This window comes from Aliivibrio sp. EL58, assembly GCF_900312675.1.
Lineage (GTDB): Bacteria > Pseudomonadota > Gammaproteobacteria > Enterobacterales > Vibrionaceae > Aliivibrio.
Genome location: NZ_OMPC01000001.1, coordinates 142,603 through 155,981, shown reverse-complemented (window position 1 = coordinate 155,981; position 13,379 = coordinate 142,603). Strand labels below are relative to the sequence as shown.

Sequence of the window (13,379 nt, the reverse complement as noted above, 5' to 3'; positions counted from 1 at the left end):
TTTCCTATCTGAATGGTAATTTAAATACATTACAGATCATAAGGATATGAAAATATGCTGCAAAATATAGCGACTCCAGCTAAAGATCCCATTCTTTTTCTTTCTATTGAATACCGTGCTGACGATCGTGACAACAAAGTCGATCTCGGCATTGGTGTTTATCGTAATGACCAAGGTCAAACTCCAATCATGAAAGCGGTGAGCGATTCAGCAAAAGCTATCGCTGCAGAGCAAACCACAAAAGCCTATGTTGGCCTTGCTGGTTGTGAAGTGTTTAACCAAAGTATGGTTGATTTACTGCTACGTGACACCTCTGCTTATGAACGTGTTTCTGCCATTCAAACCCCAGGGGCGAGTGGTGCCTTACGTATGCTGGCTGATCTGATTAAATCAACAGAGCCTGATGCAACGGTTTGGATAAGTAACCCAAGTTATATCAATCATCAACCAATCATGGAAGCTGCTGGCTTAAAGGTTAAGCACTACAATTACTTTAATCCTGCAACAAAACAAGTCGATAGTGCAGCGATGCTGGCTGATCTTGCGAAAGCGGGTCCTAAAGATATTATTTTGCTTCACGGTTGCTGTCATAATCCAACGGGGGCGGATATTCGTCTTTCAGATTGGATTACCATTACAGAATTAGCGCTAAAGAATGGTTTTATTCCGTTTGTAGATATTGCCTACCAAGGTTTTGGTGATGGCTTAGAAGCTGATGCCGCAGGTCTGCGTTTTATGGCTGACCGCGTTCCTCAAATGTTTATTGCTACCTCATGTTCGAAAAACTTTGGTTTATACCGTGAGCGTACTGGCGCTGCGATGGTTATTGCTGCCAATATCGAAATAGCTATGAATACCAAAGCAAAACTTCTACAAATGGCACGTGCTACTTATACCATGCCACCCGATCATGGTGCTGCGATTGTTGGTCGGATCTTAAATGATGAAGCATTAACGTTATCATGGCGTACAGAGTTAGATGAGATGCAAAAACGACTATTAAGTTTGCGTACTGATCTTTGTGCGGCATTACGTGATGAAACACAATCAACAGACTTTGACGTTATTGAACAGCATAAAGGCATGTTCTCAGTTATTGGTTTCAACCCTAATCAGATGGCAAGTTTAAAATCTGAACATGGTATTTATGCCGTAGGTGATGGACGCATTAATATTGCGGGTATGCAAAAGCAGCATATTGATTATATTGCAAAATCTGTAGCCTCTGTTGCAAATAAGTAACAGATATTTTTGAGATATTCACTATACTAAAATAGATGATTATAAATAAGACAGTAAAGGAAAACGCATGAAGATAACAAAAAAGTGGTCAACGTTACTTTTACCTATTTTGCTTGCTGGTTGTATGTCTACAACAGCAACAACGACACCTGATGAGACGGCAGATAAACCAGCGGTAGAGCAACCAGCTACTCCTGAAAAAAATCCAGAAGTAAAACCAGAACAGAAGCCGCAAGTAGATCCAAAGCCACCAGTTAAGAAGCCAGATGCTACAAGTTTAAAAACCGCAGATGGTAAATTGATTTTAGGTGAAGAAGAGTGGATGTACATCAAAGCCATTAATCATAATGCTAAGGCTCGTGTAGATACAGGAGCAACAACATCGTCAATCTCTGCAATTGATATTGAAATGTTTGAGCGTGATGGAAAAGATTGGGTTAAGTTTAAACTGGCTCATAGTGGTAATGAGACTAAGGAATTTGAATCGCCTGTTTCTCGTATTGTAACGATTCGACAATCGAGTACTGAAGAGAGAACAGATCGTCCAGTGATTGAAGCTTGGGTTCAAATTGGTGATTTAAAAACTCAGACAGAGTTCACGTTGAATGATCGTACACATATGACTTTCCCTGTATTACTGGGTAGAACTTTCTTCCGTGATGTTGCGGTTGTCGATGTTAGTAAAAAGTTTGTTCAACCAAAAGTGAAATTAGCTAAATAGCTTGAATAAACTATTTGAACTAAAAACGCCCAAAGATAATCTTTGGGCGTTTTTTTGGCTAGTTAAAACAGTTTGTAGTTGGAGGCGTTTTGATGTTCTCTAAGTGATTGCAGTAATGCAATCTGTTTATAGATAACATAGTAACGGCTGATATTAGCCACATAGTGAACAGGCTCCTTACTTACATACTTTCTAGCCATGATCTCCACATTATTAAACCAGACATTAGGATTATAGCCGTGCTTTACCGCCATTCTACGCATTTTTCTGACATTAGCAGGGCCCGCATTGTAAGCTGCTAATGAAAAATACATTTGATTTTCTTTGGTTATTTCTGGTTTTAAGAAGTAGCGTTTATGAACAAAGTCCATATATTTTACACCAGCATGAATGTTATTTTCTAACTGTCTGAAATTCTTTATGTTTATATAAGGTTCCTTGGCTGTTTTAGGTAGTACCTGCATAATCCCTACCGCACCCATATGAGAAACAAGTCGATTGTTAAATCGTGATTCTTGATAAGCTTGAGCCGAAATCATTAACCAATCGAATTGATATTGATCCGCATATTGCTCGAATAAAAGAGCTAGGCTGTTAAATTGTTTAACTGTTTTGGGATTAAGTGCATTTTTAAGCCACTTGGTATTATCAAGGTATTTATTATAAATAACATTTCCTAGAAAAGAGCCTTGTTTAATTTTCTTTACGTATTTATTAACCGCTACTTTTAATTGAGGGCTATCTTTTCTTATTGCCCAACCAATATTTGCATCAGTGCGGATTGGGAGTGATTTATTGATCGTGATATTCTCCATTATTTTTGTCCACAATTGTGATTTGTGGCTATCAATAACAGTAATAGGAAGGATATCTTGATTTATCATCTCCATTAATTCGTAATCTTGAAGATTCTCTTCGATAAATTGAACATGTACAGGAGGAAGCCCTTTTTCTGATAAGGTTTTATTAATAACCTGTAAACTTTCAAAATAACTCGAACTTGCTCGAACCCAGACTTCTTTTCCTGATAGGTCATCGAAAGAAGTAATCGTCGGGACTGATTTTGAGGTCACAAGCCACTCTTGGCTGTTACTGATGATAGGGTCACTAAAATCCACATATTTTAAACGCTGTGGTGTAATGGTTAAATTAGCGACGGCAATATCCCCAAAACCAGCTTCGAGCGCATCAAAAAGATCATCCCGTGGAATTGGGATAACTTGAACATTGACATGAATTTTATTTTTACGTAAATGCAATTCAAAATGGTGAAGAAACTCAGCAATAATTCCTTTAGGCTGGCCTTTTTCAATGTAGTAGAAACCAAGATCGGCTGAAACAAGAACTCTGACAGTTCCTTTCTTTTTTAAACTATCAAGATCACCAGTATATGGAACCTGAGCCAGAGGTGATAATTCAAGGGAGAAAGCTAAGCTTGGAATTAATAGCAATAATACAATAAAACTACGTAACAGATTCATGTCGAAATATCCTTTTTAACAACATACTAACAAATTAGTGTTAAAAAGAAGTGAAATCAAGTGTTTTTATATTAATGGAGTAAGGTTTCTATTTATGAAACAAAAAACCAGCGCATATTAGGAATCATGCACTGGCTTTGTTGGTTATTTACTTAGATATCAGTATTTAAATAAATGAACTTGATTATTTAGTTGCTTAGCAATGCTACGCAGCTCTTCTGATAATTTTTGTGAATTATCAGCTTGATGTGACATTTGATCGGACACATCGTTAGCTGATTGGATATTCTTACTAACCTCATCAGTAACCGTTCTTTGCTCTGCGGCAGCACTTGAGATTTGAATCGCCATATCTGAAATTTGGGTAATAGAAATCGCAATTTCTTCTAATGCGTGAGTTGCATTATTAGCATCATCTACACTAGATTGAGCGAAGCTTTTGCTTTCATCCATACTTTGAACAGCATTTTCAGTATTGCGCTGCAGTGTTTCGATCATATTACGGATCTCATCCGTTGAACTGTGAGTTCGTTGGGATAAAACACGAACCTCATCAGCAACGACAGCAAAACCACGACCTTGTTCACCTGCTCGTGCTGCTTCAATTGCGGCATTAAGTGCAAGTAGGTTGGTTTGCTCAGCAATATCGCGAATCGTCGAAAGAATGGTATTAATATCTTGTGCGTTTTTATCTAGCTCTTGGATAATACCTGATGCGTTGTCCACTTGGTTAGCAAGGTTAGTAATTGATTCCTGATTACGCATGATAACTAATTTACCTTGCTCGCAATTCTCAGTTGAACTGACCGCAGAATCTGCCGTCATTTGCGCGTTGTTAGCAACTTCTTGAGCTGTCGCTGACATTTCATGAACAGCAGTAGCGATTTGTGAAATTTCATTTAATTGAATAGTTAAACCATCATTAGTTTGACGGGCTACTTTTGTACTCACTTTTGACTGTGAATCCAACTCTGACGAAGAGGTTGCGATATCTTTCACTATGGATTGAAGTTTTTCAACAAAACCATTGACGTGAGTGGCTAATATTCCTATTTCATCTTTAGAATTAACTTCAATGCGTTGTGTTAAGTCGCCATTACCATTTGCCAGATCTTCCATTGCTTTGCTTAATGTATTTAACGGGGCTAATGCGTGCTTAATTAAGAACATAGCAAGAATGGCAATGATAGCGATTTGAAGTAATGTCATTATTGTAGAATCGCGTAATACGCTTCTAACTGAGGCAAAGGCTTGCTGCTTATCAACAACAACAATGAAATACCAATCAGTTTGAGGTACTTTTGCAGCAGTTAAAAAAGCATCGCTACCATAAACATTAACTTCGGTTTGAGAGTGGTTCGTTGCAAGTTGTTGGATTCGACTTAATGAGAAATCATTACCAAGTGCAGAAATAGATTTCATGGTCATGTTTCTATCAGGATGGGCAACAAAGTTGCCGTTGCCATCAATTAGGAATGCAGAAACACCATCTTGGTTAATAGCTAAAATATCATCAACAATAGATTGAATGCTAACGTCGGCACCAATAACACCACGATAACCATTAGTACTAAATGCTTTCGCAATAGTTACAACAAGATCGCCATTACCGGCATCAACATAAGGACTGGTAACTATGGTATTTGTTGTCGAAGAAGCTTCTTTATACCAACCGCGTTGACGCGGGTCGTATCCTGCAGGGACAGGATTATCATCATTGCTCTGAAAAAACTCGCCAGTGTCTAAACCTGCGTAGTTAATTATAAAGTGTCCAGCTCTTTGAGCTTGGTTAAAATAACTGATAGGGATAGCTGAATGAGAAAAAGCATTAGTGGATGCTTCAACAATATTAGTACGACCGCTTATCCATTTATCAAGTCCTGAAACACTTACTTTAGTAATTGCTGCTGAAAACTGATTCACTGAGCGATAGGTTTCATCAAGTAGTTGACGTCCAGTCATTACTGTTTGAATTGATGCCATCACTAGGATGACAATCACAAACATTAATGTGAGTTTGTTTTTGATTGAAATATTTTTCAGCATATTAAGACCACAGATATTAGTTACGCATAAGAATTTGGCGCAATATATAACACGTATCTATTGATATACTGTTATAACCAGTTCTATCAATAGTCAATAATGTGATCTAAGTTGTGTAATAATGTAGTTAGAATGTAAATCTGGCAGTCATCATCATTTGACCACCATAAACACCGCTAAATTTAGCCTCAGCACCAACAGATAACTGCTCCGTTGAATGAAAACGAAAATGCACGCTACCGATATCTTTACTTACGTCACTATTAAATAGCTGTCCATATTTAGCGCCAACTTCAATTTGTTGCATTAACCAAACTCGAAGACCAATATTTACTTCAGTGAGCATTTCATCACCAAATTTGTCACTTGATTTGTCTTTTACGTTATGAAGCAATAGTTGACCATAAATATCAGCAAATTCATTAATAGGTCCATTAAAACCAATACCACCATTGATATCCCAGTCACCTTCAAATTTACTTTCAATTTGCCCTACGAGGTGAGAATTTTCAGTAAATTGTTGGTTAATTTGAGCACCAAATGTACCAGGGCTCGTACCTACTCGGGCTTCAAAAAAACTGTAAGGGAAGTTATTGGCCATTGCTGTTGACGAAGATAGCATGGTTGCCAATATGAGAGCCTTTTTGATGTACTTAGTTGATTCCATAACTTATTAACCTAACATTCATGAATTTTATCTATGAAAAAGCCTGCAAAATGCAGGCCAAGTTATAAGTATTTTAGGTGATTTTACAGGATTTGAACTCTATCAACTTCAATTTCTGGTGTGCTTCCGCCTTCATATTCACCAAATAAACGAACTTTCGTGGTTTCATTAATTGCTGTTGGTAATGAGATATCATCATCTAGTTCAATTTGAATCTCTGTCGTGCCATCAGAGAATAGGTATTTATCTTTACGTACATGGCGAATGATTTGGCCATCTACAATGGCATTTTGCTCAGTGAACATACTTGTATCTTTCAGTAATTCAGCAACGGTAATTGTGCTGACAGGACCAGTGTAATTAAATTGTGCTTGTTTATGATTGTCGTGGTCACCATTTCCAGCAAGAGCAATAGTAGGAGATAAGATTAGGGCTGCAGTAATAGCAATAATTGTCTTTTTCATAATAGATCCTTAAGTGATGCATAGAGAGTTAATTTAAGCGGTATCGCTTCGATAGAGCTATTAAAACAAAACAAGGTTGAATCTATCGTGAGTAAATTATTCATATTCGATTCATCTTGAATTAAGAACATAAGAAGACAAACAGAACCTCGCCTCTCAACTGAGAATAATGTTAATATTATCGACTGAATTTCTAACGTAAAATAGATGGAATTATGAACAACTTTACTCCGTTAATGGTTCAAGGTACTACCTCTGATGCAGGAAAAACCGTACTTGTGGCAGGCTTATGCCGAGTTCTTGCCAATAAAGGGATCCAAGTTGCCCCTTTTAAGCCACAGAACATGGCACTTAATAGCGCGGTGACAGAAGAAGGGGGGGAGATTGGTCGGGCTCAAGCACTTCAAGCTGATGCGGCAAGAGTAAAACCTAATGTTCATATGAATCCTATTTTATTAAAGCCAAATACTGATATTGGTGCTCAAGTTATTGTTCAGGGTAAAGCGATTGAAACTATGGATGCTTGGGGCTTTCAAGATTACAAAAAATTAGCCATGCCTTATGTTTTAGAATCTTTTTCTTATCTAACTGATCACTATCAGTGCGTTGTCGTTGAAGGAGCGGGAAGTCCTGCTGAGATTAACTTACGTGAAAATGACATCGCTAATATGGGCTTTGCAGAAGCGGCTGATGTTCCTGTTATTATTGTTGCTGATATTGACCGCGGTGGGGTGTTTGCTCATCTCTATGGCACGCTGGCATTATTGTCTGAATCAGAACAAGCACGAGTAAAAGGCTTTGTGATTAACCGTTTTCGAGGTGATATTTCATTATTGGTTCCTGGACTTGAGTGGTTAGAAGAGAAAACGGGTAAACCAGTATTGGGTGTTATTCCGTATTTACATGGGTTAAATTTAGAAGCGGAAGATGCGATTAAGAGTGAACAGCAAGAGAAAGGGAAGTTTGTTGTTAAAGTGCCTGTCGTTACACGCATAAGTAATCATACCGATTTTGATCCATTACGCTTACATCCTGAAATAGATCTTCAATTTGTAGGAAAAGGACATTCTTTGTCAGGTGCCGATTTTATTATCTTACCGGGCAGTAAATCAGTCCAAGCCGACTTAACTTATCTTAAATCACAAGGTTGGGATAAAGACATTGAGAGGCATTTACGCTATGGCGGTAAAGTCATGGGTATTTGTGGAGGGTATCAAATGTTAGGTGAGAATCTTTCTGACCCACTTGGCTTGGAGGGAAAAGCCTCCTCGATTTCTGGTTTAGGTTATTTACCGATCGTCACTGAGTTAAAAAAACAAAAACAATTAACGTTGGTTGAGGGGACGTTGAACCTTCCTGAACAAGCTTTAGCAAGTATTAAAGGTTATGAAATTCATGCCGGAGTAAGTACTCGTATAAAAGAAGGCACTAAGGCTATAGATAATAATTACCCAATCTCAATTACAAATGAAAGTACCGTAAGGCATGATGGTACACTTAATGATGAAGACACCATTTTTGGCACTTATTTGCATGGTATTTTCGATGAGCCCGCCGCATTTGAAGCCATTTTATCTTGGGCGGGTCTACAAAAGGCTAAAGCGGTAGATATGAGCGAAATTCAAGAAGAAGCAATTGAGCGTATTGCTGAGTCTATTGAAGAGAGTTTAGATCTGTCACAGATCTGGCCAAATTTATTTGAAAAGAAAGCAGCATATTAAGGAAAGTATAAGTATGTCCCGATTGACATTATTTTTAGCACTCTTGTTTAGCTCTTTATCAGTATCAGCAAATGTAACGGTTTATGCTGCATCGTCATTAACCAATGTGATGAATGATATTGTTGATGAATACCAAAATGAAACGGGTGAAAAAGTACGAGTCAGCTTTGCTGGGTCATCTTCATTGGCTCGACAAATTGCTAATGGCGCACCGGCGGATATTTACCTTTCAGCAAATAGTAAATGGATGGACTATTTGGTTGAACAAGATCAAATAGACACAGAAAGCAAAGTGGATTTATTACGAAATAGCTTGGTGTTAATTGCCTCGAAAAGCACGCCCAAAAAAAATACATGGCAGTGGTTTATTGGGCAAAAAGGCTTCCGAATTGCAATGGCAGATCCTAGGCATGTACCTGCGGGGATCTATGGAAAACAAAGTTTAGAAAAACAGTTTCGCTGGCCTGAAGTGAAAGATCATATTGCGTCAGGCAACAATGTTCGTTCTGCTTTATTGTTTGTTGAACGTGATGAAGCGCCACTGGGTATCGTGTATAAAACAGATGCATTATTGTCAAAAGAAGTCGCAATTGTGGAGGAGTTTCCTGCTGATTCTCATGATCCTATTGTGTATCCAATGGCAATAATAAAAAATAAAAACTCAAATAAAGTCACTCATTTTTATCAATATTTATTATCTGAAAAAGCCAAAAATATATTCACCTCTTATGGATTTACAACAATTTAATGATATTGACGGATTATGAAGTAGAAGCATTACTACTGAGCTTAAAAATTGCAGGCATAGCTGTTGGCTTTTCTTTACCTATTGGTATCCTTTTGGCTTGGATATTGGCTCGTTGTGAGTTTAAAGGAAAAGCCATACTTGATGGTTTAATTCATTTACCCTTAGTGCTGCCACCAGTCGTGATTGGTTATTTACTGCTTATTTCAATGGGACGACAAGGCGTTATTGGTAAATGGTTGTATGAGCTATTTGGCCTAACATTCAGTTTTAATTGGAAAGGGGCTGCACTCGCTTCAGCTATTGTTGCATTACCCTTGATGGTTCGTGCAATTCGTTTGGCTCTAGAATCAGTCGATCAAAAATTAGAACAAGCGGCTCGAACGCTGGGAGCATCTCGCACCAAAGTCTTTAGCACGATCACCCTACCATTGATGTTACCTGGTATTTTGACGGGTGCGGTATTGGCTTTTGCACGTAGCTTAGGTGAGTTTGGTGCAACGATCAGCTTCGTTTCAAATATAGAGGGTGAGACTCGAACGCTTCCTCTTGCTATGTTTAGTTATATTGAGATCCCAGGGGCTGAAATAGAAGCTGCACGTTTGTGTGTTATTTCAATTATTGTCGCTTTAATATCTTTACTACTTTCAGAATGGTTAGCGCGTGCCAGTAAAAAAAGGTTAATGGGTTAATTTATGCTAGTCATTGATATAAAAAAACAATTAGGTGATTTGAACCTCGATGTTCAATTATCATTACCATCCTCTGGTATTAGCGCAGTGTTTGGTCGCTCAGGGGCAGGTAAGTCTTCACTCGCAAATATTATTAGTGGTCTTAGCTCACCAGATTCAGGACGAATTAGCCTTAATAATTCGGTGTTATTTGATTCGGATACAAGAGTATCAGTGCCACCAGAACAGCGTCATATCGGCTATGTATTTCAAGATGCCCGTCTATTTCCTCATTATAAAGTAGAGGGAAATTTACTTTATGGCTGCAATGGTAAAAGAACTAATTTATTCAATGATGTAGTAAAGCTATTAGACATTGAATCTTTACTGCAGCGCTATCCTCACTCTTTATCTGGTGGTGAGAAGCAGCGAGTGGCAATTGGTCGAGCTATTTTATCTGAACCGGCATTACTTATAATGGATGAACCACTGGCTTCTTTGGATTTACCAAGAAAGCATGAAGTTATGCCATATCTAGAGAGATTAGCAAAAGAGATCCAAACGCCGATTATTTATGTATCACACAGTTTAGATGAAATATTACGTTTAGCAGATCATATGGTTTTACTTAACCAAGGTAAAGTCAGTCTAGCGGGTGATATTACACAGGTCTGGAGTTCTCCATTAATGCGACCTTGGTTAAGTGCATCAGAGCATTCGGTGTTATTGGAAGGAACGATAACAGAGCTGCATCCAGAGCATCCAATGACACTGGTAACATTAAATAATAGCCAGCAAGGTATTTGGGTAAAATCGCCTTGTGATTGTACAGAAGAAGGGCAGAACATTCGTTTACGTATTAGAGCGAATGATGTCTCTTTGATTAAGCAACAACCTGATCAAAGTTCGATCCGTAATATCTTACCTGTGATTATTGAAAGCCTAACAGAAGATAAAGAAAACGATGTGGTGGCAGTTAAATTGAATTTATCTGGCCATGTACTGTGGGCTAATATTACGCGTTGGGCAAAAGAAGATTTAGGGTTAGAGCCCGAACAACAGTGGTTTGCACAAATTAAAGGTGTAAGTGTGACTCAATCAGACTTATGCTCAAAATAATGATATTAAAAATTTAAGCCCTCATAAAGGAAGTAAATATGAAGTACCAATGGATATTATTTGATGCCGATGAAACACTTTTTCATTTTGATGCATTTGCCGGTTTACAGCGTATGTTTGAAGGCTATGGCATTGATTTTAGTAAAGAACAATTCATTGAATATCAATTGGTGAACAAACCATTGTGGGTGCAATACCAAGACAATGAAATTACAGCTCAGCAGCTACAAGAAACACGCTTTGAAGAGTGGGCAAAGAAAGTCGGAGTTACGCCAAAAGCAATGAATAGTGCTTTTATGATGGCAATGGCAGAGATTTGTACCCCACTAGATGGCGCAAAAGAATTACTTGATTCATTGTTAGCGAATAATGTAAAGATGGGGATCATAACCAATGGATTCACTGAACTACAAAAAATCCGTTTAGAAAAAACCGAATTCAGCCATTATTTTGAATTAATTACGATTTCAGAACAAGTGGGTGTAGCAAAACCAGATAAACGTATCTTTGAACATACTTTTTCTCAGATGGGCTCTGTCGATTTATCTAAAGTATTAATGGTAGGTGATAACCCTGATTCTGACGTATTAGGGGGAATGAATGCCGGCGTGGATACCTGCTGGTTAAATGAGAAAGAACAAGCGTGCCCTGAAGGTGTCGAGCCAACATATACGGTTGGGTCTCTTTATGCTTTACAAGCAGTATTAGCAGATATATAGAGTTATTTTTAATATTAATCAATAGATTATTTAATTAACACTCTTAGTATAGTCGTAAAAAAAACCTCATTGTTAATTATTACAATGAGGTTTTTTATTTCTTACTCTCAGAAAATATTACTCTTCTGATGGCGTTACTTGTTCTACTTTTGTGTTCTTCGATTCTGCGGCAGCTTGTTCAGCTTCAAGCTCCATCTTTTCGCGATCAGCTTTACAAATGTACTTCGGCTTATTATGCGAACGGCTATTTTTCGTTTGAGTTCTACGGTGCTTTTTTAAAAGAGTCTCTTTGACTTTATTTTTACGGCTCATCTTATTACCACATCAAATCATCAGGAATAACGAATTCCGCATACGGGTCGTCTTCATCCTGTGCATCTTCCGCGATAACGTTGTTAAGTACAACAACTGATTCATCACGTAGTGTAATTTTATCAGCAACACCAGCAGGAACAATTTCGTAATCTTCATTAAAGTGAACAATAGCAAGACGGCCAGCAATCAATTGTGTTTGCATTGTTTTGTCTACGTACATCTTTTTAACTAACGTACCATCAGTAAAGTTATAGCCGATATCGCCATGAGTGCGATCTAGCTTATTTGCAGTAATCAATTGTTTGATTTGTGCAGCTAATTCTTTTTGTTCTTTTTCAGCTTTGTGTTTTAAGCTTAGTTCTTTGTCTTTTTCTACTTGTGCGGCTTTGTTTAGTTCAACCGCTGCTTTTGCTTCACGATTTTGAACTCGTGATTTTTTTGAAGCTTTCTTTGCTTTTGCTACTTTCTTTTGGTTCACTAACCCAGCTTTTAGCATTTGCTCTTGTAAGCTTAGTGCCATAAATAATTCCTAATAATAACGATGTCGAATTCCGACGATTATCCCATGACTTGTATGGGATTTAAAGGACATAGAGAGAAGTAAAGATGAAAACACCTTGTATTGCAGCTTGTAAAAATGAAGATGGTATCTGTATTGGTTGCAAACGAACCATCACTGAGATTATAGAGTGGAAATCAATGACAGATGACGAGAGAGAGATGGTGATGGATAGGTTATCAGGAAAAGCCTCCACGCATCGTTGCCCAGAATGCAGTAAGCCTGCTCAGTGTGACATTAAAATGGGAAAGGAAACTTGCTGGTGTTTTGGTGTTGAAACTCGGGATGTTGGTATTGTTTCTGAGAACTCAGAGTGTTTATGTCAACATTGCTTATCAAAGAAACCTATAGCGTAATATTTACGTGCTACTCTATAAAATAGATTGATTAAATTGATGTAGATCAATTAGTAAAGTTGCTAAAATAACCTATCCTTTAGAGGTAATTAACATTATTAACATTTATCACATAAAATTAAATTGTCACAAGTATTAATATTTTTACATATTATATTTCAATTAAATACATCTCTGGATGAACGCAAAAAACTAGTAGATAAAAGGGTTTATCTTGAAAATTTAATTGAAGCACTATTTGTGAGGGATTAAAATCTATGTCAGATAGGTTCGACAACTTGTTAACATTTTCTATATTTATAAAGTAGAAAGATAACTAGGAATAAAATTATGAGCAATGCAATAAAGCAAAACGATGGAGCAGAGCGTTCATCTGAATGGAAAGCCTTTTTCTTCATCACAGTTGTTCTTTTCCCAATTCTAAGTGTGGGTGTGGTTGGTGCGTATGGTTTCTCTGTATGGTTAATGCAGGCACTGTTTTTTGGTATGCCAGGTCACGGTGGTTGATTCTCTCTTTTTAGACAGAATCGAAACAACAATTAGAATTAGATAA

Annotated in this window: 15 protein-coding genes; 9 read left to right on the top strand and 6 right to left on the bottom strand. The window is 37.6% G+C overall.

The genetic code is table 11. From position 1 onward, the window contains the following. Window positions 1-54 precede the first annotated feature (54 nt). Both ED622_RS00680 and ED622_RS00675 read left to right on the top strand, forming a co-directional pair. Window positions 55-1,242 carry an amino acid aminotransferase gene (locus tag ED622_RS00680; RefSeq protein ID WP_122032062.1) on the top strand — a complete coding sequence of 396 codons (1,188 nt, stop codon included), beginning with the start codon at window positions 55-57 and terminating at the stop codon, window positions 1,240-1,242. A gap of 67 nt (window positions 1,243-1,309) precedes the next feature. Beyond that, window positions 1,310-1,963: an ATP-dependent zinc protease gene (locus ED622_RS00675; protein WP_122032061.1), complete on the top strand. Its 654-nt coding sequence runs from the start codon at window positions 1,310-1,312 to the stop codon at window positions 1,961-1,963. 62 nt (window positions 1,964-2,025) lie between these two features. On the opposite strand, the gene ED622_RS00670 is transcribed toward ED622_RS00675, so the two are convergent. The 4 genes from ED622_RS00670 to ED622_RS00655 form a co-directional block, all read right to left on the bottom strand. Next, a complete protein-coding gene (locus ED622_RS00670) occupies window positions 2,026-3,444 on the bottom strand; it encodes a lytic transglycosylase F (RefSeq protein ID WP_122032060.1) in 1,419 nt (472 codons plus the stop codon). Window positions 3,445-3,603: 159 nt separating this feature from the next. Then, complete coding sequence (locus ED622_RS00665; RefSeq protein ID WP_162922411.1) at window positions 3,604-5,490, bottom strand: methyl-accepting chemotaxis protein; 1,887 nt, start codon at window positions 5,488-5,490, stop codon at window positions 3,604-3,606. A 127-nt stretch (window positions 5,491-5,617) separates the two neighbouring features. Further along, window positions 5,618-6,157 (bottom strand): hypothetical protein, encoded by a 540-nt coding sequence (locus ED622_RS00660; protein ID WP_122032059.1) that lies wholly within the window; start codon window positions 6,155-6,157, stop codon window positions 5,618-5,620. A gap of 83 nt (window positions 6,158-6,240) precedes the next feature. Then, window positions 6,241-6,621: a YgiW/YdeI family stress tolerance OB fold protein gene (locus tag ED622_RS00655; protein ID WP_122032058.1), complete on the bottom strand. Its 381-nt coding sequence runs from the start codon at window positions 6,619-6,621 to the stop codon at window positions 6,241-6,243. Window positions 6,622-6,836: 215 nt separating this feature from the next. Between ED622_RS00655 and ED622_RS00650 the strand changes: the two genes are divergently transcribed. From ED622_RS00650 to yjjG, 5 genes are read left to right on the top strand one after another with little or no spacing between them, the layout of a single operon-like run. After that, a complete protein-coding gene (locus ED622_RS00650; RefSeq protein WP_122032057.1) occupies window positions 6,837-8,342 on the top strand; it encodes a cobyric acid synthase in 1,506 nt (501 codons plus the stop codon). Window positions 8,343-8,355: 13 nt separating this feature from the next. Beyond that, on the top strand, window positions 8,356-9,090 hold the full coding sequence (gene modA / locus ED622_RS00645; RefSeq protein WP_122032056.1) for a molybdate ABC transporter substrate-binding protein: 735 nt from the start codon (window positions 8,356-8,358) through the stop codon (window positions 9,088-9,090). Continuing rightward, window positions 9,090-9,779, top strand: coding sequence for a molybdate ABC transporter permease subunit (gene modB, locus ED622_RS00640; RefSeq protein ID WP_122032055.1), 690 nt, complete (start codon window positions 9,090-9,092; stop codon window positions 9,777-9,779). The genes modA and modB overlap by 1 nt, the downstream gene beginning before the upstream one ends. Window positions 9,780-9,782: 3 nt before the next feature. Further along, window positions 9,783-10,877: a molybdenum ABC transporter ATP-binding protein ModC gene (modC, locus tag ED622_RS00635; protein WP_122032054.1), complete on the top strand. Its 1,095-nt coding sequence runs from the start codon at window positions 9,783-9,785 to the stop codon at window positions 10,875-10,877. A gap of 38 nt (window positions 10,878-10,915) precedes the next feature. Next, a complete protein-coding gene (gene yjjG / locus ED622_RS00630) occupies window positions 10,916-11,596 on the top strand; it encodes a pyrimidine 5'-nucleotidase (protein ID WP_122032053.1) in 681 nt (226 codons plus the stop codon). A 117-nt stretch (window positions 11,597-11,713) separates the two neighbouring features. Here the strand turns inward: yjjG and ED622_RS00625 are convergent, their stop codons facing one another. Then, complete coding sequence (locus ED622_RS00625; protein ID WP_122032052.1) at window positions 11,714-11,908, bottom strand: DUF2986 domain-containing protein; 195 nt, start codon at window positions 11,906-11,908, stop codon at window positions 11,714-11,716. Between the two features lie 4 nt (window positions 11,909-11,912). Then, window positions 11,913-12,431 (bottom strand): DUF2058 domain-containing protein, encoded by a 519-nt coding sequence (locus ED622_RS00620; RefSeq protein WP_122032051.1) that lies wholly within the window; start codon window positions 12,429-12,431, stop codon window positions 11,913-11,915. An 86-nt stretch (window positions 12,432-12,517) separates the two neighbouring features. Between ED622_RS00620 and ED622_RS00615 the strand changes: the two genes are divergently transcribed. Both ED622_RS00615 and torE read left to right on the top strand, forming a co-directional pair. Then, window positions 12,518-12,826 (top strand): DUF1289 domain-containing protein, encoded by a 309-nt coding sequence (locus ED622_RS00615; protein WP_122032050.1) that lies wholly within the window; start codon window positions 12,518-12,520, stop codon window positions 12,824-12,826. Window positions 12,827-13,156: 330 nt separating this feature from the next. After that, window positions 13,157-13,333 (top strand): trimethylamine N-oxide reductase system protein TorE, encoded by a 177-nt coding sequence (gene torE / locus ED622_RS00610; protein ID WP_060992256.1) that lies wholly within the window; start codon window positions 13,157-13,159, stop codon window positions 13,331-13,333. Window positions 13,334-13,379: the final 46 nt, after the last annotated feature.